Source organism: Pseudomonas sp. (assembly GCF_050739655.1).
GTDB lineage: Bacteria > Pseudomonadota > Gammaproteobacteria > Pseudomonadales > Pseudomonadaceae > Aquipseudomonas.
On sequence record NZ_JBOIBY010000372.1, the window covers coordinates 33,952 to 53,514 of the forward strand.

Below are 19,563 nucleotides of genomic sequence, written 5' to 3' on the forward strand. Positions count from 1 at the left end.
GGGTGTCTGCTTACGAGAACACACCAACCGTTCCCGTAGCGGGTAACTGTAGGCGCAAAGCCCTATCTGGAGTCAGATCATGAGCCAATATCGACGGTTATTACTGATCATCAACCCGGCCCTGCGCTATTCACAGGCCATCAACCACGCGGCGGCCTTGGCCAAGGCCAGTGGGGCGAGTTTGCATATTGCTGCCTTAATCGCGTCGTGGAAACTGTTGTCGCTGCTCGAAGAGGGCGACCGGGAAAAGGCTCGCGAGTGCTTCTTGCAGGACCATCGCGATTGGTTGAAGGACCAGGCGAAAAACCTGTGTGGCAGGGGAATCGACGTAACGACGGAGGTGGCCTGGGCCGATGACATACAGCGAGACATTCTTGATCACGTGGTGGAAATGCAGCCTGACTTGTTAGTCAAACAAGTGCAGCATGAATCAGCGCTCAAGCGTGCGTTCTTCACTCCACTGGACTGGCGCTTGCTGCGCCATTGCCCGATCCCGGTTTATCTGGTCGGTGAGGGCGGGCTTGCCTTGCCGCGCAAGGTGGTGGCAGCCGTTGACGCTTCGAACACGCAGCCAAAGGGGAGCGAGCTCAATGAGCGGATCATCAAGCAGGCGTCTGATCTGGCCTTGCAGTGCCAGGCCGAATTGCATTTGCTGTTCGCCTGCGACATTTCGACCGCCTACTTGGGCGACATGGGGGGCGGTGGCTTGACGCTTGCGGACCTTGGCAGTCAGTTGCGCGAGGAACTGGAAAAATCGTTCCTCGACCTGGCTGATCAATATGGTGTGCCCGCTGACCGCTGGCATTTCATTGAGGGGCACCCAGTTTCGGTGCTGAGTGAGTTCGCCCATGCGCACAGTGTGGATGTGATCGTGATGGGACGAATCCAGTCTCATGGTCTGGACAAGCTTCTGGGCAGCACGACCGAACACATCCTGTATCAGGTGCCTTGCAGTATTTTGGCGGTCTAAAACAAACGGGCCCTGGTATACAAGCGCCACGCACCTCTTCGAAGAACCCGGAACCCTCGAGGAAGTCGCCAGGCTCGCTGGCGACTGGTACGAAAAGTACCTGCATGTCCGCAACTTTGACGGGGTATGCACTGATCTTCACACGCCAAACGGATAGGTTTCGTCTTCCGGCTCCAATGCCTGACTTTTTGGCAAGGGCAACGCGCTGACGGGTTTCGTTTGCTCAATCCAGATCATGGCGTCGAATTGTTCCGCCAGCATCGCTTCGAAGTAGTGACTGCGTCGCTCGCTTTCGGGGTGGTAAATCACACCGATAGCCCTTTCCAGCAAAGAGGTGGACAGGGCCCCACGCAACTCTTTTCGTTGAGGGTTTCGCCAGTCGATCAGGGCCGCGGGGACGCCGGCCTTGAGAAATTGATGTTCCCAGCTGTCCGGATGGGAAGGCGGGATGTCCTTGATAAGCATGTCGCCGTCCCAGTCATCCGCCGCAGTCACCTGACCACGGTCGGTGCTCATTCCGATCAGTACGACATCGCGCCCAAAGGCACTGCGGCACAGTTGGCCGATATTGAATTGACCCTTCCAGCCCATTTCCGTGGCGGATGCATTGCCGATGTGGGAGTTATGTGCCCAGACCACGGCTTTGGCTTGTGGTCCCCGGTGTTCAAGCAGTGCGCGTAATGTATCGAACATGTGCCGGTCACGCAGGTTCCATGACGTCATCGACCCTCGATAAATCGCCCGGTAGTACTGTTCCGCCGCCATCACTACCCGAGCGTTCTGCGTTGCATTGAAGAACGCTTCGTCAACGCGGATAAGCCCGCCCAATTGTTCAGCCAGCATGGCATTGAGCTGCTCGATCACAGGCTGTTCACAGGGCATGACACCTCCACGCTCGACGAAGTGGCCGTACAGCGCCGGATCATCCTGCCATGGTGTCAAACAGCCGTAGCGCCTTCGGGCTTCCTGGGCCAGATGCGGGTCGACCCGGTCCAGATAAGCCAACACTTCATGAATGGAGTTACGCAAACTGTAGACATCCAGGCCGCGGAACTCGATGCGCCGGTCAGGCGCCTGTAGGTGGTTGTGCTGGTGCAGCCAGTGGGCGAATGCCTTCACCTCACTGTTGCGCCACATCCAGGTCGGGAAACGACTGAAGATGTGTCGCTTCCACGCGGTGTGCGCAATCCCACGGACGTACTGGTCGACATGACCGGCGTCCGGCCAGTCTGCTTCGACTGCCACGATATTGAACCCGTGTCGCTCGATCAGTCGTTGGGTGATGGCTGTCCGAATTCGATAGAAGTCCCGGGTTCCATGGCTCGCCTCTCCTATCATCACGACACGCGCATCTGCGTAGCGATCGAACATTTCGACAAATGCGGGGTGGTCCGGTTCCGGCAGTGGCTCAGCGTATTGACGTAGCAGGGGGGCTATGTCAACCGAGGGAGTATGACGATGATGCCCGTAGAGTTTTTCCAGCAATTTGTGCGTTGAGTTCATGAGCGTCATTCTCCCCGGGTAGGTTGCTGCCTGTTTGACCATTCCTACACCGCGATGCCGCCGATTGATTGAGGTTTATCAATAAAGCGGTAATCCCCCCGAGGGAAGATAGTTATCAGATGGGCCCCGGGGCAAAGGTCATGAACGTATTGGGCGTACAGAGTACTGACAGCCGATCATCTATTGTACTTGGCATGTGCATTGCCACGATCATAGGTTGTACACGTACAAGCGAGGAGGCAGCGCACACTACGTCCCCCCTGGCTGCTATTGAAATGGCGGACAGCGTTTGCTCGCTGTGCCATGGGCTGACGGGGGAGTCTGTCTCACCGGTTTTTCCAAAGTAGGCCGGTCAGCAAAAAGAGTACTTGAAGTTGCAGTTGAACGACTTCAAGAAGCACGCGCGCAGTGATGAAATCGGAACGCGGTACATGTGGGGATTTACCCATTTGACACAGACCCAGATCACCGAACTGGCCGATTATTTTTCCAGTCAGAGCGCCATGAAGGCCGAGGCTGATCAACCTGATTTGCGCGGTGAATTGATCTTTCGCGAAGGCTTGCCGCAGGCAGGCGTCCCTCAATGCAGCGCGTGCCACGGTGCAGATGGCCGGGGCAATGGACAGATACCAAAAGTGGCGGGGCAGCACGCACGCTACATGGTCCATCAGATCAAGGTTCTCCAGCAGACCGAGCAACGCCCCCGCAACGCCCCGATGAAACAACTACCCAGGCATTCTCTGTCTGATGCAGATGCCGAATCTGTCTCTCGTTACATGGCGACACTCGGGGCAAAGGAGTAAACGCTTCTGCAGTATTCATGATCAGGCGGATGGGCCGTCGTGGCGACAGGTTTCCAGGCACCGCTCTAATCTATATCAAGGACAAACTGTCGTTTACCGGGCATTTTTACAAATATAGGCAGTGAATGACCTGATGGGGATCGAACGGATCTTCATGCGCTTCAAAACCCAGGGATCTGGCCAGATCGCGCACGGATGCATTGCTGGAGGGGGCGACAGAATACATCAGGTGAACATTGTTTTTACGGGCAGCGTCGATCAAGTGCTCCATCAATAGCGTTCCTACGCCCAGATGTTTCCAATGATCGGCGACGGCTAACATGCATTCGAATTTATGTTCACCGGTGGCCACATAACGACTGACGCCGATCTCGACCAATTGGCCATTGTCGTGAACCATTGCAATATAGGCGATGCCCTTGCCGGGTTCGCGGTACTGTGTAAGGAAGCGCATGTACCGGGACTTTGGAGCCAAATGCCGGATGAAGGTGTATTCGCGCTCACGATCCTTTTGCGCCAGGTGCCGGATCAACACAGGCCGGCCATTCCTGAGTGTGTCTATCCAATAGTGCCCATCAGCGTTTGAACAGGCCTCCCGTCCACCGGGCTTCTTTACAGTGAGCATCAGGGGGTTCCTCCATCCGGCTGGTCATCGAGACATCACCGAGCAATGACTCACTCAGGCAATCAACAAGTGATCCTCCACCTTGGACACGCGCGGCACCGACCAGGCGGCACGCTCCGCGATCTGACGCTCGCGCCAAAAATGCACTTTGCCTTCAAGCTTCACAACACCGCCTGCAACCTTGATACGTATCCCTTTCGCGTCGACTTCGGCATTGCGTTTGAGGGCTTCTTCGATGCGATGCTGGATATCGGTGACGTCTATGCGAGGGCGGAGGGTGAGGCGATTGTTTACGCCGACTACGCCGGACAATTTGCGTACAGCTCGCTCGGCGATTTCTTTCTGATATTGCCAGTCCACTTGGCCTTCCAGGGTGATCCATCCATTTTGCACAATGATTTTGATATCGCCTTCGGGCGTATCAGAACTCCAGGAGAGGATATTCAAGGCGCGGTTGGCGATGGTGTCGTCCGCCGTGCCCGCGCCCTTTTCCAGTCTTACCTGGATTTCTTCGGCCACGGCGCGCACGCCTTTGATGGCTTTGACTGCACGTTCGGCGCTGACTTTCTGACCGTAATTTTTAACATGACCGGTAAGTGTGACGACGCCGTTTTCCACGCTCACGCCGATGTGGGCGGCGTCAATGTCGGGCTGAAATTCAAGCTCTTCCAAAATGGCTTTACGTAAGTTCAAGTCGCTCATGATTGCATCCCGGGTTTGAAGTACTGTAGTACAAGGGCCGAGGTTAAAAGACCAAATAAGACCCCCGGCCGGTTTCCCGGCAGGGGGCAGGTACGCCAACGGTCAATCCGCCTTGATCGGCACGACTTTGTCCGCCTTCATGGCTTCGGGCTTTTTCGGCAGAGAAATGTTCAGCACGCCTTTGCTGAAGCTCGCTTCGATCTTCTCGACATCGACGCCTTTGGGCAGGTTGAACACCCGTTCAAAGGAACCATAGTGACGCTCGCTAAGGTAATAGCCCTTTCTTTTTTCTTCCTTGTCCTCTTTCTTTTCTCCCTTGATGATCAGATTGCCGTTGGACAGTTTGAGCTCGATGTTCTTTTGATCCATGCCGGGGAGTTCGGCGGTGATTTCGAAGCTCTTGTCTTTTTCGGTGATGTCCACGGCAGGCAAGCCATGGCCGATGAGTTCGCGCCGCCAGAAGGGTTCGACATCAAATAGCCCACGGCTGAAGGGCGATAACCCTGAACCGCGATTGAACTCGTCGAACAGGTGATCGACCTGTTGCCGCAGTTTTTCCAGGGGCCGCCAAAGGTCTGAGGTGGTTGGATGCCGGCTTGATTTGTCTTCGGTCTGGATCGGCATTTTTTTCACGGAATTGCTCATTTTTCACGACTCCTCTTGGGTATAGGGCAGGCTGCAAACATCCCGTGCACGAGTCCACCCTGAAAAAAACAGCCAGGCGCTGACCTTTTCAAAGCCAGCTTCAGTTATCCAATGCGATGGTGCGAACGCTGACCCTTATTTCTACGGCAATACCCAACGGTCGCTTGATTTAAATCAGAAAGAGGGCAAACACCCTTATTGCCCAGCCGTCACCTCGGTGCTGGTCAAAAACGGACACGATAGACGATCGAGTCCTAAGCTTTGACTCAATGGGCGACGGGTGTTTTCGCTACGAGAAACGTGACACGTCCTTTGAGGAACTCACCGCCATGTACAGTAAATGGCAGGACCCCGCGCTGCTCCTGCTCAGCGCCCTGACGCTACTGGCGGGGGGCGTTGCGTACTTTGCGCAAAGACCGGAATGGGCGTCGATGTGCTGGGCCGCAGGAAGTATGGTCATGGCCTTGGTTCTGCTGGTCGAGATCGTCAGGCGTCTGGCCCGGCGCGAGGCAGGTGTAGACATGATCGCGTTGCTGTCGATCACCGCCGCCCTGGCTTTTACGCAGACACTGGTGGCAGCGGTGATTGCCTTGATGCTCGCAAGCGGACGTACCCTGGAGTTTTATACCAGCCAACGCGCCGAGCGTGAGCTTCGTGCCCTTATCGATCGGGCGCCACGTTTTGCCTGGTTGCAGGAAGAGGGTGGGTTGCGCGAGATCCCCGTGGAACAGATCCAGCCAAATCAAACATTGCTGGTGCGCCTGGGGGAGGTTGTACCGGTCGACGGGCGCCTACTGAGTCCCACCGCCGAACTGGATGAATCGGCACTCAGCGGCGAATCGTTGCCCGTCACCCGTCGAGAAGGAGAGCAACTGCTCAGCGGCGTCTCCAATGTCGGTGCAGTCCTTCTGCTGACCGCCACGCGAACGGCTGCGCAAAGCACCTATGCCGGGATCGTTCGGCTGGCCGAGGAGGCGCGACGTTCACGCGCGCCTTTCGTACGTTTGGCCGACCGTTATGCATTGTTCTTCATCCCGTTAACCTTGCTGATCGCCGCGGCGGCCTGGAAGCTCAGTGGTGATCCTTTGCGAGCGCTGGCAGTACTGGTGGTGGCCACGCCGTGCCCATTGATTCTGGCGGTGCCGATTTCCATCATGTCAGGCATTTCGAGGGCGGCGCGGCGCGGGATACTGATCAAGGATGGCGCGACGCTGGAGGCGTTGGCCGGCATCAAGCAGGTGTTTCTTGACAAGACCGGAACGCTGACCAGCGGCCATGCACGTCTACAGTCAATTGAGGTCAATGGACTGGCCGACCCCCAGCGGTTGCTCTGCCTGGCCGCTTCGCTGGCCCAGGCCTCGACGCACCCCATCTCCCGGGCCATAGTCGAGGCGGCGAATCAGCGCCAGTTGCTCCTCAGCGTTCCCCAGCAGGTAGAAGAGACACCGGGTGCTGGCCTGTGTGGGGTGGTCGATGGCAGGCAGGTGCGTTTAGGTACGTTGTCTTTTGCTCAGGCAAGCGCACCTGCGTCGCAGTGGGCCGCAGCCATGTTGCGCCACATGGATTACCTGGCGTGCAGTGGCAGCTTTATTGAAGTGGATCGAGCGCTTGCTGGCTTGTTGGTGTTCTCGGACAACGTGCGTCGCGAAACACCACAAACGCTGCGCAGACTACGGAACAGGGGCATAGAGAGGATCGTCATGCTTACTGGGGACCGCTTGGAGACCGCCGAGATGGTTGCGCTGTCCGCCGGGATTGACGAGCTGCGTGCAGGATTGATCCCCGAGGATAAAGTTCGAGCGGTGCAGGAAGGCTGTTTGCGCGCAAGTACCTTGATGGTCGGCGATGGCATCAATGATGCTCCCGCGTTAGCGGCGGCCAACGTCGGCGTGGCAATGGGGGCTAGCGGTGCCACGGCGTCAGCGCAAGCGGCGGGCGTTGTGCTGCTGGTGGATCGTCTTGATCGTCTGGTGGAGGCGCTGGACATTGCCCGAGGAACCCGCCACATCGCGCGCCAGGGTGTGCTGGTCGGCATGGGTATGTCGTTGCTGGCCATGGTGGTGGCGGCCCTCGGTTACCTGCCACCCCTCATCGGCGCCATCGTGCAAGAGGGCATCGATGTGGTGATCATCATTAACGCCTTGCGTGCATTGGGGCCGCTGCGGGAGGTGAGCCAACAAAGGCTTGCTGCGCAACAGATTGATCACCTGCAGGATGAGCACAAGCAACTCTCTTCAGTGCTCAGCGATCTGCACCAAATGGCCAATGATTTTTCCCTGCGTCCAATGGCGCAAGCACAGACTGATTTACAGAAACTGGTCATCAAGCTGCAATCATCGCTGGCACGCCATGAACGTGAAGATGAAAACACACTCTATCCGCAGCTGACGCGAAGCCTGTCAGGCGAGGACCCCATGTCGGCCATGAGCCATGCTCACCGGGAGATTTTTCGCCTCATCCATCTGCTGGCGCGCATGAGCAGTGACTTCAGTGTCGCTCCTGAAACGGCTTCAGCGGATGAGATACAGCATCAGTTGATACGGCTCGATATCCTCGTGCGACTGCACTTTGATCAGGAAGAGGAGCTGTTTCGGTATCTGGATTGGCGCTAAACGGGTGCGTTCAGCACGACGCTAGCGCTTCTGGCAACCACCGGGGTCAGTGGAACGAAATAGCCACTGATTGCACCGCCGGGTGCAAGGCTGCCCGTTGGTGCACGTTTGCCAAGCGAGCCATTTCATTCTGGTGACGTACGAGGAGCACACTTGTTGCAAACTGGTTGATTTAAGTCAAACCGCATCCTGTTATTGGCTCCATGCTTCTATTACACAGGGGGGGGCGGGTGCTTGTCATGAACATCAACAAGCTGGTTGGGGTTAACGTGGTGCGAGGTTGGTGGCGGGGTAGAGGTGCAACAGTTGGAAACCTGCGTCTGTCGGGCAAAAAAACCTGGAAACGTGAAGCAATCTTCTTCTTGTTGATCTCGCTGACGTTGACGGTGTGTTATTTCACGGCATATTACTTTGCCTCTCATGCGTTGAAGGAGTTGGTAAATGCGTGCTCCACGCGCTTCGAGGTCGAGCTTGAGAATGCCGACATAGAACCTCCCATAAAAGCCTTGCCCCGCTCCCTATGCGAATGTATGGCACATGCGCTCCTCGACAAAAACGGAACTGTGCGACTTGCGTTGGTCGACATCCGTATGTTGGAACCGCAGGATCTTCAGCCTGTTACGGACGAGGACGGGGAAGTCTGTATCAACGTTCTCTGGGAGCCTAACGCCGAGTTGGCCAAGCGCCTGACTCTTGAGTAACAGAAGTAAATCTGTAACTAAAAATGTAAATGCACGGAAAGATTTTTTGGCTGGATTAAAGGGCTGGAGTTTATATGTCAGGCTGTTGTCAAAAAGCGGTGATTGATTATCACCCCCCCCTATGATGGTTCGGTGAATGAGTGAGGGTGTCAAATGAACGTCTTGTTAAATGAGCTTCATGCCTATCATCATGAGGTGGCTGGAAAAATTAATCGCATCAAAGCATTGCTGAAGAAGCTAAAGTATGAAAGTGCAAGCGGCGATGACTGCAAGCTCTTGTTTAAGATGCTGGAGTCCTTGCATGGTGAAACCGAGCAACACCACCATGAAAATGAAGAGCTTATCCGGCGGGCGTTGCTAACAACTGAGGCGCCGATCCATCCACGGGTAAAGGATATCGAGCGCGATCATGAGGCATTTGGGCGCATTGCAGGACAACTCAAGATGTTGGAGGACTCAACTCAGGAAACGAGCGCAATCGTTGCCGCCGTCGATAACTTCATCATGAAGTACTACAATCATATGGAGGCAGAGGAGAATATTTTCTTCCCGATGGCAGATAAGTGGCTTTCAGACATCCAATGGAACGAAATAAAGTGTCACTGGCATTAATCGGAGCCATTACTTTCTACCTTCAAAAATGGTGCTGCTGTATAGCGGTCTAACTCACACAGTAACGATGTGGAGTTGAATTCCAGCAAGGGACGGTCGTTGATCATATAAATCTAGGCTCTGTACGAATTCCCGAGCAACCCAATCGCCACCCAAGGGGGCATTCGATCGGATGCTCTAACGCTTGCACCTGAACTTGAATGAGCAAGGCTTGATCCATTTGCAAACCTGGAGAACGACTCAACCGCTGTACGTGCAACCCGGGCCTCATCTGGCGCCGGAAAAAAGGGGCTGACGAGCCTGCCGATCACACTCCAGGCCGCAGTTGCGGTGGCCCGACAATCAAAGACGCTAACTTTTGTTGATAAATCTCAACATGGCAAGGACGACTCCATATAAGCATTCCTCAATGCGTTTGTTATACAAATGGGGAGGAGTACACTCAGATGGCCCACAGTAAAATTGACTTTCGTGCTGCCGCCCGCGAGAAAATCCTCAGTGGCGCCACGCAGTTGGCGGACGCTGTGCGTGTGACGCTGGGCCCGAAATCAAAATCGGTGTTGATCCAGAATAAATGGGGCAATCCCACGGTCTGCAACGACGGCGTGACGATTGCCAAGCGCGTTGACCTGCAAGATCCTGAGGAAAACCTGGGCGCGCAAATGCTGCGCCAGGCCGCCGAACGTACTGGCGACGCGGTAGGGGATGGCACCAGTACCTCGACGGTGCTGGCCCACGCCATCCTCGCCGATGGCATTCGCAATGTCGTCGCGGGTGCGAGCGCGATCGACATCAAGCGTGGCCTGGATCGCGGGTTGTCGTTGGTGGTGGAATCACTCGTCGCTCAGGCGCGACCCGTCAGTACGCCCAAGGAAAAAGCCCAGGTCGCCACGCTGTCGGCGCATAACGATGCCGTCATCGGGCAGTTGGTGGCGGACGCGTTGGAAAAGGTCGGCGTTGAAGGCGTCGTCAGCGTCGAGGAGTCCAAGACCACTGAAACGGTGGTTGAGGTGATGGAAGGGATGCGCTTTGACCGCGGTTATGTCTCGCCGTACTTCGTCACCGACCCCGAGAAAATGCAGGTCGAACTCGATGACGCCTACTTGCTGCTCTGTGACCACAAGATTGGCGCACTCAAGGACCTGCTGCCCTTGCTCGAGCTTGTTGCCAAGAATGGTCAACCCCTGGTCTTGATCGCAGATGACATCGAAGGCGAGGCGTTGACCACACTGGTGGTCAACCAGATTCGCGGCGTCCTGCGAGCGGTGGCCATCAAGGCGCCGGGCTTTGGTGATCGGCGCAAGGAAATGCTTCAGGACATGGCGGTGCTGACAGGGGCAACGGTGGTTTCCAACGATTTGGGCATCACTCTGGAACAGGTGGAACTGGGCCAGTTGGGGCGGGCGCACCGCGTCGTGGTGCAAAAGGACAGCACGGCGTTGATTGGTGGAGCAGGTACGCGGGAGGCGATTGAGGCGCGGTTGCAACAGATTCGCACGCAGATGGAGCACACCAGCAACGAATACGACCGGGAAAAACTCCAGGAACGACTGGCCAGGCTGTCTGGTGGGGTAGCGGTGATCCGCGTCGGCGCGCCTTCCGAAGCGGAAATGAAGGCACGCAAGGATGCGCTAGATGACGCCATCTCGGCGACTCGCGCGGCCATTGCCGAAGGCACTGTGCCTGGTGGCGGGCTTGCCTTGCTCAAGGCGGCCCCCCTTATCGCGGCCGAAGAAGCACGTTGCGAGGGCGACTTCAGAACCGGTCTGCAAGTGCTTCGCCGGGCCCTGGAAGCCCCGGCCAGGCTCATCGCGGAAAACTCGGCGGTGGACGCCGGCGTGGTGGTTGCGCGCATGCTCACAGAACCCGGCAATGTCGGTTTCGATGCGTCCGCCAACTGTTACGTGGACATGTACGAAGCGGGCATCATCGATCCGACCAAGGTGGTGCGCATTGCCCTCGAAAATGCCGTATCGGTGGCCAGCATTCTGTTGCTGACCGAGGCGACCATCACTGATATCCCGGAGAAGGAATCACCCGCCCAGCCGCCTTTTCCTGAATGAGGAGGCCGCCTAGCGGCGCACTCAGGTTGAGGCGGCTATATCGGTCAACTCCAGGTGATGGAGGATCGGATTTTCACCGTGCAGGTAGCCGAGCGCCTGCTGCATCAGCAAGTTGGCTTTTTGTCTTTTCTCATGGCGCATGGCCGGGTCGGCATGACGTTGCGCTGCACCGGCGAAGGAGAAACAGCGGGTGGCAGCGCGCAGGGAAAGGAAAAACGCCAAGGGTTCGCAGTCTTCCTTCCAGGTACAGTGCTTGATGTAAGTGGTCAGTAGACATGCACCGAGCCTGTTGAGGCCGTGGTGTTGCAGGTCCATCAGCACGAATGCCAGATCGTACAGCACGTCAATGCAGGTGAGCCGTTCGCTGAACTCGATGCCGTCGAACAGTGTCGGCTGCTCGTCGAGCAGACAGATATTGGCCAGGCGCATATCGCCATGGCAGCGGCGTACGCGGCCCTGACGGCGTCGCTCTTCCAGGCAGGCAGTCAAGGACACCAGCAGCTTCCTGGAGGCGTGGGCAATCGAGGTGACTTTCGCGCTGTCGAGAACAGCACTGTAGCGCGACATTTCCCGGTAGTTTTTCTCGATCTCTTCAGACAGGTCCGGCATGCGCCCGAAAGACGGAGTGATCTGGGCGCAGGCATGAAAGCGGGCGATCTCGATGCCTAACCGTTGCATCATCGGTTCGCTCAGATGGCCTTGGGCGGCCATGCAGTCAAACAGGTTTTCCTGAGCGAAGCGGCGCATCACCACCAGCCAGTCCACCGCGGGTCCCTGGCCGTCGAGCACCAATTGACCATCGGCCTGGCGATTGATCGAGCACAGGCGTAAATACAGTGTCGGCGCTGTTCGCCGGTTGAGCCACAATTCTGCCCGGCAGGCTTTTTTCCGACTTTGCAGGCTGAGGAAATCCAGCTCGGCAAACGCCACTGCGCGCTTGAGTTTGTAGGCACGGTCGGCATGCAGGAAAATCACCGAACCATGGGTCTCGATTCGCTCCACAGGCTGGTTGGACGCATCGTAGGTGGATGGTCGGGAGAGAAAGGCTATCACTTCGTCTTGCTCGTTGCTCATTCCAGCCTCCTCATCTTCAAACCGTCCTGGGGCTGTTCAACGATGGGTAACATGCCTATCCCGATCCTGTCGATTATCGATGCCCTGGGTCAGAGTGATCAAATGCGCCATTTTCCGCCAGGCAGGTGGCGATCAGGGCCGTGCTGTCGAGCACCTGCAGGTGGCGCGAGACACAGTCAGGCGACAGGCGAAACGGCGGCACGGTGTCTGTGATCGCGATGTGTTCGAAGATCGGTAGGTCGAACAGTTGACTGCCGGCGGTGAACAAGCCATGGGTGGCGGCTGCGAACAAGCGCGTTGCGCCAGCCTCCTGGCAGGCAAGGCCGGCATGCTTGAGCGTTGCCCCGGTGCTGATCAGATCATCGAGCACGATGGCTGTCTTGCCGCTCACATCGCCCATCAAGAGGGTGCCCGTCAGCGTAGTATGGGCGCGGTGTTTTTCCATCAGGGCGCTACTGACCGATCGTCCCAGCAGCCGCTGCAGGGCTTGGCGAAACTGCTCGGCCCGCTTGCTGCCACCTGAGTCCGGGGAGACCGCCACCACTTCGGCGTCACCGACCTGCGCGGCGAAATGCCGGGCAAACAGTTCGGCGCATTGCAGGTTCCACGCCGGCATGCGGAACGCATTGTCGAACGCCGCCGGATTATGGACCTCCAGGGTGATCAGGCGATCGACGCCGCTGGCTTCAAAAAAAGCGGCCACGTAGCGCGTGATGGTCGGGTCCTGGGGCTCGCTGCGCCGATCCTTGCGCCCGTAGCAGAGGTAGGGTGCCACCACCTGCACCTGACAGGCACCGGCATCCTTCAGTGCACTGCAGAAAAACAGCAGGCGACATAGCTTGTCGTTGGCGCTCTGCCGACCATCCCCATGCAAGCCATAGAACACGACGACTTCGCGGCCGTGTACCAGATCCAGCGGGCGGCACTTGTGCTCGCCGTCTTCATAGTCTCGTTCTTCATGCTGCGCCAGTGAGCAACCCAGCCGCTGGGCGACGCGCGCAGCGTAAAGCTCGCTACCTTGCAAGGCAAAAAGTAGTGGGGGCAGGGTGCGCATGCCAACCTCCTCCGAGGCGATTGGCAAGACCTATCATTTCGATGGCCTTTGCCAGCCGCACGTTTGTCGTATCGTCGTCGAACCCGGGTAACCCGCGAGCGCCCGACGCCGTGCCGTCAACGGGCGGCGCCGTGGCGCACCACCTCCAGGCAAAAGTCCGGTTCGAAGGGCGGCACATTGCACTCGACAATGTCAGAGGCGGCAACTTGCAGGTGCACGCCGACAATGTCGGCCCGGATCGGCTGCTGGCAGATGTGCCGGTCGACCAATACGGCCGTGTAGACCCGACGAGCTCCCAGTTGTGCCAGATAGGCGCAGGTACGCAGCAGCGAATGGCCTTCGAACAATACATCATCAACGACCAGCAAGGTGGTGTTGGCGAGGTCCAGTTTGGTCAGAAGCGGGTTTTCGGTCAATTGTGTGAAGGCATGCAGCACTTGCAGGTCGTCGGCGTAGCGCTTGACCTCAAGTGGATAAAGAGGGAGTTCCGGTTCGCCGGTCTGGCGCGCAATGTACTCGCGCAATCGTTGGGCCAGGGGCTCCCCCCGGCGCTTGATACCAATCAGGGCAGCGTGCGTCGGTGGCAGCAGGCTGGCGGCCCGGCGCGCCATCGTCTGCAACACGTCATCGAGTTCATTGCGCTCATAAAGGCGCAACCGCTGACTTGCCAATAGGATCGTCATTGCCTTCTCCTGTCTGCGAACCCTGGAGCACGTGCGTTTTCGGTCAATGTAGCCCGGTTGGCCCTGGCGCGATTGATATTGATCAATTGCGATCAAATCAAAAGTCCGTCTTTTCTGCCTTCGACTACCTGTCTGGTGGCGCGCTTGGGCGCAGCGACTTTGGGTGGGTCGCCTGCTGGCGCAGGCACTTGATATAAATCAACGCCATGGCCGCCTCCACGGAGGATTCTGAATCTACAACAGGTGCCTGGTCCACCGGCGAGCACTGCGGTTCAGGGTGGCGGGCAGCGACAAACAAGCGAGCTTCGTGGAGTCCGATCATGAGCCAGTACCAACGGTTATTGCTGATCATCAACCCGGCCCTACGCCAGTCCGAAGCCATGGATCATGCCGCCGCGCTGGCCAAGGCCAGCGGTGCAAGCCTGCACATCGCCGCCATGATCCCATCCTGGAAGCTCTTGTCGCTACTCGAAGAAGGCGATCGGGAAGCGGCTCGCGAAGAGTATCTGCAAGACCAGCGCAACTGGCTCAAATACCACGCCGATCATCTGCGCAACAGGGGGCTTGAAGTGACCGCCGAGGCGAAATGGGCCGACGACTTGCAGCAAGACATTCTCGATTACGTCGCAGAAATGCAGCCCGACCTGTTGATCAAGCAGGTGCAACGCGAACCGGCACTCAAGCGCGGTTTCTTTACCTCGCTGGACTGGCGTCTGTTACGCCATTGCCCGATACCAGTGTACCTGCCTGGTGAAGGTGATCATCCTTTGCCGCGCAAGGTTGTGGCAGCGGTTGATGTTTCCAATTCCCTGATACAGGACAACGAGCTCAATGACCGGATCATCCAGCAGGCGTCCAGCCTGGCAATCCAGTGTCAGGCCGAGTTGCACCTGGTCTATGCCTGCGACGCTTCTGCGCTGTTCCTGGGCGATATGGGCGGCGGAGGCTTCACGCTTGCGGACCTCTACAGTCATTTGCGCCAGCGCCATGAAAAATCGTTCCTCGACTTGTCAGGCCGATATGGCGTGCCGGCTGACCGGCGACATTTCATCGAGGGGCATCCTGTGGCCGTGCTGCATGCGTTCGCCGATGAGCGAGAGATGGACGTGATTGTGATGGGCAGGGTCCAGTCCCATGGTCTGGTGGACAAACTGTTGGGCAGCACCACCGAACATACTCTGTACCAGGTGACGTGCAGCATCCTGGTCGTTTAGCGCGGGCAAGCCAGGACCGCAGGTTACGAAACGCCATTCGTCAGCGTCCCAGGAGGTTGCCGTGAAACACAGTCCCTCATTACAAACCACCTTACCCAACCGCGCCGAAGCCGGCCGCCGCCTGGTGGAACCCCTGCTCAAATACGCCAACCGGCCTGAGGTGATCATCCTGGCATTGCCGCGTGGCGGTGTCCCGGTGGCTTATGAAGTCGCCACCGCCCTGAGTGTGCGCCTGGACCTGATGCTGGTGCGCAAGCTCGGTGCTCCTTCGCACCCGGAATACGCCTTAGGCGCCATTGCCAGTGGCGGTGTACAAGTCCTCAATGACGACGCGCTGCGTGCGCACCCGATCGATCGAGCCAGTTTCGAGGCGGTGCTCGCCCGGGAGACGCAGGAGCTGGCGCGACGTGAAAAGGCGTATCGGGGAAACCGCTCGCCACCGCAACTCAAGGGCCAGGTGGTGATCCTGATCGACGACGGCCTGGCCACAGGTTCTTCGATGATGGCTGCAATCCATACGGTGCGGATGCAGGCGCCGGAGCGTATCGTCGTCGCGGTACCGGTTGCTCCCCGGGACACGGTCAAGGATTTATCCATGCAAGTGGACGAAGTGATCTGCCCGCTCATTCCTGAGTGGGTGATGTCGATCGGCTACTGGTACCTGGATTTTTCCCAGACCTCGGACGAAGAAGTCATCGATCTCATGCAGCGGGCCTGGGAGCGGGAAATGTCGAGCGCCTCCCATACGGAACATCGCGATGTTTGAGACTCTGTTCCGATCCCTGGACCTGCCGAGCGTGCATTGTCCGCCGATTTGTGTTTGCCGGCGAACGCGCGCGCCCTGGTTATCTTCGTACGCGGCAGAGTCCTTTGATCAATGCGTGTGTCGGCTTTCCAAAGCAGAGAACACATACATACCGCTCAACATGGCCAATACGAATATGATGATTTTCCAGTGACCCACCAGCACAATTGCAACGGCTGGACCAGGGCAGATTCCCGCCAAGCCCCAACCAATGCCGAACAACAAGCTGCCGCCAATCAAGCGGGCGTCCAGCTCCCGCTTCACAGGCAACTGCATAGGTGCACCCAGTAAGGATTGCTTGCGCTTGAGCGCCCAGTTGAGGGGCAAGACCGCCACCGCGATGGCGCCTACCATTACCATCGCAAGTGATGGGTCCCAGGCCCCGGCCACATCAAGAAAAGCCAAGACCTTGGCAGGGTTCGCCATACCTCCCAGGAGTAGACCCAAACCGAAGATCAACCCGGCCAAAAATGCGCTTAACTTGATCATATCAAGCTCCTAAAACATGACGACTGACATACACAGTTGCAAAGCCAGCGCTCATGAAGCACACCGTTGCAGCAATGGAACGCGGCGACAAACGGGAAATCCCGCATACGCCGTGGCCACTGGTGCAGCCTGAACCGTAACGGGTTCCCAAGCCGACGAGCAGGCCCGCAATGATCAGGGTCGGCCACCCGGCTGTGATCTCTATGTCCGGTAAAACGCTTACCGCGCCCCACAACACAGGGGCCAGCAAAAGCCCCAAAAGAAACAACGCTTTCTCGCTCCAGCCTTCGCTATTGAGCTTCATCACGCTTCCCAATAAGCCGCTGATGCCGGCGATGCGACCATTAGCCAAAACGAACAGGCTGGCCGCCAGCCCGATCAAGGCGCCTGCGCCCAATGAAGCCCAAGGTGTGAAATTGATCAAATCAACGCTCATTTAGCATCTCCTGCACAGAAGTGCTGTTAAAGGACATAGGTCACTGACCGCGCACCGACTGCTTATTTATCTTAAACGGTCATCCGAACGGACGCCGCCCCTTGAGGGTGCCGATTAATGGTGTGGTTTCGTGGGGCGAGGGCAGGGGATGAACGAGCCCCGGGGCAGCCGCGCTTGGGGTAACTCGCCATCCACCAATCGGAGATCAGTACGGCACACGCCGCAGGCCAGAACTTTGATCAACAGTTGCTGTGAGCCAGGCGCAGGAATGGGACGCTCTTCAAGTTGTAACGACTGGCCGGGGCGATGCAGAACCCATGGCCGCAGAAGGGACGCGTTTACTATTGGCCTACAACCGTGTCGCTGCTTCCCCGGATTGCGGTGGCACTTATTTCCTGCCAAGGCGCATTGGTACCGGCCCAGCGATGCAGCTAATGGTGGGCAGTGGGGAGCTTGCTGTTGAGGCAGCCCTCACTATGAATCTAGTGGACTGGTGTGTGTCTGCTGCTGAGCTGGAGAGCAGCCTAGAAAAAGTTATCGACGATATACTCTCTGGGCCGGGGCTGGCATTTGGGCGCTTCAAAGCACTGATTCGTGGAGAACCATGCGAGCTTCAGGCGCATCTGGAAAGGGAGCGTGCGGCTTTCTGTGCGGCAACCAAGAGTGAGGATTTTCGGGAGGGCGTAACCGCCTTTCTGGAACGACGCGCTGCGAAGTTCGCAGGTCGTTGACTGCTTTGTTACTTACTTCCGTGTGTCGGTCCATAGTGTTGCGGCGAACATGTGTCTGAGCACGGCAATTTATGCCCGTTAGCTAAGCGCGAACGTAACCATGTGCTCGCGCAGCTCTCTATATGTTGCCACTGATGCGGAATTGACCCGTGGATGCGGACGGCGATCAAGAATGGGAGGAGGTGATGGGGCTGTTGTCTGAAACTGACGGGATCGACATGACTTTCAACGACGACGCATCTGTGACACTGAGGTGGGAACCCCTGGCCGATGAAGATCGCGTGGTTGAAGTGGAGAATGCGTTTGCCGAGGAAGAGCCTGCACCTTTCTGATGGGCGTAAAAAAGCCCGCCAAGGGGAGGGCGGGCTATAAAGCTGGTCATGAAACCTGCTCAAGGGGTGCGGTCATGCAGTCGTCGACCGCTGACGTCTACCTGTTGGCCAATGGCAAATTCTTGGCGCGGGGAGCGCACGGTTTGCTCTTCTCCGGCGCTATTTCGCACCTTGTATGCGCGCTCTTCCAGACCGCTTGCCTTTTGCACCTCACTTCCGGCAAAAAAGCCAATCCCTGCCCCCACTAGTGCGCCTAATGGGCCGCCTGCCGCGCCACCAACCAATACGCCTGTGCCAACTCCGAATGAGGCCCCGGCAGTGGTATCCATGCTGTCCACCATGGAGGGAGCAGATGTACTCATGCCCGCTCGACTGGTGTTCGGATAAGCCTAGCACCAGGCAGCAAAAAGCCCGCACGGGGCGGGCACTCTGTGATGGGGCTGATCCTTCAGCTGGCTGGAGTGTAGAGCGACGTGTGCTTGAATTGATACCGATAAAAGTCACTGTGTCGGCGGCGGCTATGGGGTATCTGTAAGCGACACGCCAGAACCAAAAAGCCCGCGCTTGGGGGGCTCATGGGTCGGGTCATGCATCAGACTGTCGGATCGCTGTCATCTTCTGCGGGGAGCCTGTCGACAACCTCGGACATGAGGTCGGCAATGATGCTTCCGTTTTCCTCGACCACACGTAGGTAGCTCAGGATAGTTTCGGAGGTCCTTGTGTCGCCGTTTCGTTCGATCCATATGCGGACCTCTTCTGCGACAGAACCAAGGGCCATAACGCTTTGGTTGAGGCGGTAGAGCAGGGCGGTGGTCGGGACGGCTGGCATGGCGCTTCCTCTCGCTGTAAGGGAAAGCGTAGCAGGCAGAAAAAAGCCCACACGAGGCGGGCAATAGGGTGATGTAAGGAGTACTGCGTCAGCAGTAATGCCAGTGTAGATCGGAATAAGGAGAGCGCCAGGCAGAATGAAAAAGCCCGCACGGGGCGGGCTGTTTTTCACACACTGGTCGCTTATCCTTCAGCTGAATTCAGCGTAGATGGCGCCTTTCGAAATGCAAGTCGCAATCGAAAAGCCCAGCACCGTACGGACTCAGTCTTCCGGGTCAATCTCTTCTTCAGGCTTCCCTCTGGCGATCAAGTCGACCAACAGTTCGGCTATGGCGTCACTGTTGTTGGATAGCACCTCCAAGTGCTCATTGATGCGATCGGATGTATCTGAGGAGCCGCGCTGATCGATCCAAATTCCTATTTCCTCGATAGCGGCGCCCAAGGCGTTGATGTTCTGATTCAGGTGGTTGAGCAGGGCTGGAGTCGGGTTTTCGGGACGTTCGGCCATATCGGTTCCTCTCTCGGATGAGGAGAGCGTAGCACTGGTCAAAAAAATGGTTCTTCACGGAATCCCGGGAAACACAGAAACAAGAACGCCGATTTGATTGATGATGTTCGTGCGAGCAAACACATCTAACAAACCGGCGTTCTTATGCGCGATATTAATACTTTCCTTCCTTT

Annotated in this window: 21 protein-coding genes and 3 pseudogenes; 12 read left to right on the plus strand and 12 right to left on the minus strand. The window is 57.4% G+C overall.

All coding sequences use genetic code 11. The features are described from left to right. Positions 1-79: 79 nt before the first annotated feature. Entirely contained in the window at positions 80-970 is an 891-nt protein-coding gene (locus ACRESJ_RS18030) for a universal stress protein (RefSeq protein WP_431759092.1), read from the plus strand. A 25-nt stretch (positions 971-995) separates the two neighbouring features. After that, positions 996-1,127, plus strand: a pseudogene (locus ACRESJ_RS18035) (alpha/beta hydrolase); the annotation flags it as partial. On the opposite strand, the gene ACRESJ_RS18040 reads toward ACRESJ_RS18035, so the two are convergent. After that, positions 1,109-2,473: an erythromycin esterase family protein gene (locus ACRESJ_RS18040; protein WP_431759093.1), complete on the minus strand. Its 1,365-nt coding sequence runs from the start codon at positions 2,471-2,473 to the stop codon at positions 1,109-1,111. The pseudogene ACRESJ_RS18035 and the gene ACRESJ_RS18040 overlap by 19 nt on opposite strands. A 374-nt stretch (positions 2,474-2,847) precedes the next feature. Here ACRESJ_RS18040 and ACRESJ_RS18045 point away from each other — a divergent pair, with 374 nt between their 5' ends. Beyond that, the gene (locus tag ACRESJ_RS18045) at positions 2,848-3,276 is read left to right on the plus strand and encodes a c-type cytochrome (RefSeq protein WP_431759094.1); all 429 of its coding nucleotides are present in this window, start codon (positions 2,848-2,850) and stop codon (positions 3,274-3,276) included. 106 nt (positions 3,277-3,382) lie between these two features. Here the strand turns inward: ACRESJ_RS18045 and ACRESJ_RS18050 are convergent, their stop codons facing one another. From ACRESJ_RS18050 to ACRESJ_RS18060, 3 genes are all read right to left on the minus strand, one after another. Beyond that, positions 3,383-3,901, minus strand: a complete 519-nt coding sequence (locus ACRESJ_RS18050) for an N-acetyltransferase family protein (protein WP_431759095.1) — start codon at positions 3,899-3,901, stop codon at positions 3,383-3,385. Positions 3,902-3,955: 54 nt separating this feature from the next. After that, on the minus strand, positions 3,956-4,603 hold the full coding sequence (locus ACRESJ_RS18055) for a BON domain-containing protein (protein ID WP_431759096.1): 648 nt from the start codon (positions 4,601-4,603) through the stop codon (positions 3,956-3,958). A gap of 102 nt (positions 4,604-4,705) precedes the next feature. Beyond that, complete coding sequence (locus ACRESJ_RS18060) at positions 4,706-5,248, minus strand: Hsp20/alpha crystallin family protein (RefSeq protein ID WP_431759097.1); 543 nt, start codon at positions 5,246-5,248, stop codon at positions 4,706-4,708. Positions 5,249-5,577: 329 nt separating this feature from the next. Between ACRESJ_RS18060 and ACRESJ_RS18065 the strand changes: the two genes are divergently transcribed. The 5 genes and pseudogenes from ACRESJ_RS18065 (at position 5,578) to groL (ending at position 11,236) form a co-directional block, all read left to right on the plus strand. Then, positions 5,578-7,860, plus strand: a complete 2,283-nt coding sequence (locus ACRESJ_RS18065) for a heavy metal translocating P-type ATPase (protein ID WP_431759098.1) — start codon at positions 5,578-5,580, stop codon at positions 7,858-7,860. A 239-nt stretch (positions 7,861-8,099) separates the two neighbouring features. Then, on the plus strand, positions 8,100-8,561 hold the full coding sequence (locus ACRESJ_RS18070) for a hypothetical protein (protein ID WP_431759099.1): 462 nt from the start codon (positions 8,100-8,102) through the stop codon (positions 8,559-8,561). A gap of 153 nt (positions 8,562-8,714) precedes the next feature. After that, positions 8,715-9,173 carry a hemerythrin domain-containing protein gene (locus ACRESJ_RS18075; protein WP_431759100.1) on the plus strand — a complete coding sequence of 153 codons (459 nt, stop codon included), beginning with the start codon at positions 8,715-8,717 and terminating at the stop codon, positions 9,171-9,173. Between the two features lie 157 nt (positions 9,174-9,330). Next, positions 9,331-9,535 (plus strand): annotated as a pseudogene (locus tag ACRESJ_RS18080) (IS5/IS1182 family transposase); the annotation flags it as partial. A gap of 84 nt (positions 9,536-9,619) precedes the next feature. Next, entirely contained in the window at positions 9,620-11,236 is a 1,617-nt protein-coding gene (gene groL / locus ACRESJ_RS18085; protein WP_431759101.1) for a chaperonin GroEL, read from the plus strand. A gap of 21 nt (positions 11,237-11,257) precedes the next feature. Here the strand turns inward: groL and ACRESJ_RS18090 are convergent, their stop codons facing one another. From ACRESJ_RS18090 to ACRESJ_RS18100, 3 genes are all read right to left on the minus strand, one after another. Then, entirely contained in the window at positions 11,258-12,310 is a 1,053-nt protein-coding gene (locus ACRESJ_RS18090; protein WP_431759102.1) for a phosphotransferase, read from the minus strand. Positions 12,311-12,383: 73 nt separating this feature from the next. Continuing rightward, a complete protein-coding gene (locus ACRESJ_RS18095; protein WP_431759103.1) occupies positions 12,384-13,364 on the minus strand; it encodes a ribose-phosphate diphosphokinase in 981 nt (326 codons plus the stop codon). 116 nt (positions 13,365-13,480) lie between these two features. Next, a complete protein-coding gene (locus ACRESJ_RS18100) occupies positions 13,481-14,047 on the minus strand; it encodes a phosphoribosyltransferase family protein (protein WP_431759104.1) in 567 nt (188 codons plus the stop codon). A gap of 320 nt (positions 14,048-14,367) precedes the next feature. On the opposite strand from ACRESJ_RS18100, the gene ACRESJ_RS18105 reads away from it, so the two are divergent. Both ACRESJ_RS18105 and ACRESJ_RS18110 read left to right on the plus strand, forming a co-directional pair. Beyond that, on the plus strand, positions 14,368-15,261 hold the full coding sequence (locus ACRESJ_RS18105) for a universal stress protein (protein ID WP_431759105.1): 894 nt from the start codon (positions 14,368-14,370) through the stop codon (positions 15,259-15,261). A 61-nt stretch (positions 15,262-15,322) separates the two neighbouring features. Beyond that, positions 15,323-16,027 carry a phosphoribosyltransferase gene (locus ACRESJ_RS18110; RefSeq protein ID WP_431759106.1) on the plus strand — a complete coding sequence of 235 codons (705 nt, stop codon included), beginning with the start codon at positions 15,323-15,325 and terminating at the stop codon, positions 16,025-16,027. A 108-nt stretch (positions 16,028-16,135) separates the two neighbouring features. Here ACRESJ_RS18110 and ACRESJ_RS18115 read toward each other — a convergent pair whose 3' ends face one another. From ACRESJ_RS18115 to ACRESJ_RS18125, 3 genes and pseudogenes are all read right to left on the minus strand, one after another. Next, positions 16,136-16,555 carry a DUF6691 family protein gene (locus ACRESJ_RS18115; RefSeq protein WP_431759107.1) on the minus strand — a complete coding sequence of 140 codons (420 nt, stop codon included), beginning with the start codon at positions 16,553-16,555 and terminating at the stop codon, positions 16,136-16,138. A 1-nt stretch (position 16,556) separates the two neighbouring features. Then, complete coding sequence (locus ACRESJ_RS18120) at positions 16,557-16,991, minus strand: YeeE/YedE family protein (protein ID WP_431759108.1); 435 nt, start codon at positions 16,989-16,991, stop codon at positions 16,557-16,559. Positions 16,992-17,150: 159 nt separating this feature from the next. Beyond that, positions 17,151-17,318: pseudogene (locus ACRESJ_RS18125) on the minus strand (alcohol dehydrogenase); the annotation flags it as partial. Here ACRESJ_RS18125 and ACRESJ_RS18130 point away from each other — a divergent pair. Then, entirely contained in the window at positions 17,309-17,722 is a 414-nt protein-coding gene (locus ACRESJ_RS18130) for an enoyl-CoA hydratase-related protein (RefSeq protein ID WP_431759109.1), read from the plus strand. The pseudogene ACRESJ_RS18125 and the gene ACRESJ_RS18130 sit on opposite strands and share 10 nt — an antisense overlap. Before the next feature lie 149 nt (positions 17,723-17,871). Beyond that, positions 17,872-18,054, plus strand: a complete 183-nt coding sequence (locus tag ACRESJ_RS18135; protein WP_431759110.1) for a DUF1654 domain-containing protein — start codon at positions 17,872-17,874, stop codon at positions 18,052-18,054. A gap of 592 nt (positions 18,055-18,646) precedes the next feature. Here ACRESJ_RS18135 and ACRESJ_RS18140 read toward each other — a convergent pair. Continuing rightward, a complete protein-coding gene (locus tag ACRESJ_RS18140) occupies positions 18,647-18,883 on the minus strand; it encodes a hypothetical protein (protein ID WP_431759111.1) in 237 nt (78 codons plus the stop codon). Positions 18,884-19,144: 261 nt separating this feature from the next. Beyond that, positions 19,145-19,390, minus strand: a complete 246-nt coding sequence (locus tag ACRESJ_RS18145) for a hypothetical protein (RefSeq protein WP_431759112.1) — start codon at positions 19,388-19,390, stop codon at positions 19,145-19,147. Between the last annotated feature and the right edge of the window lie 173 nt (positions 19,391-19,563).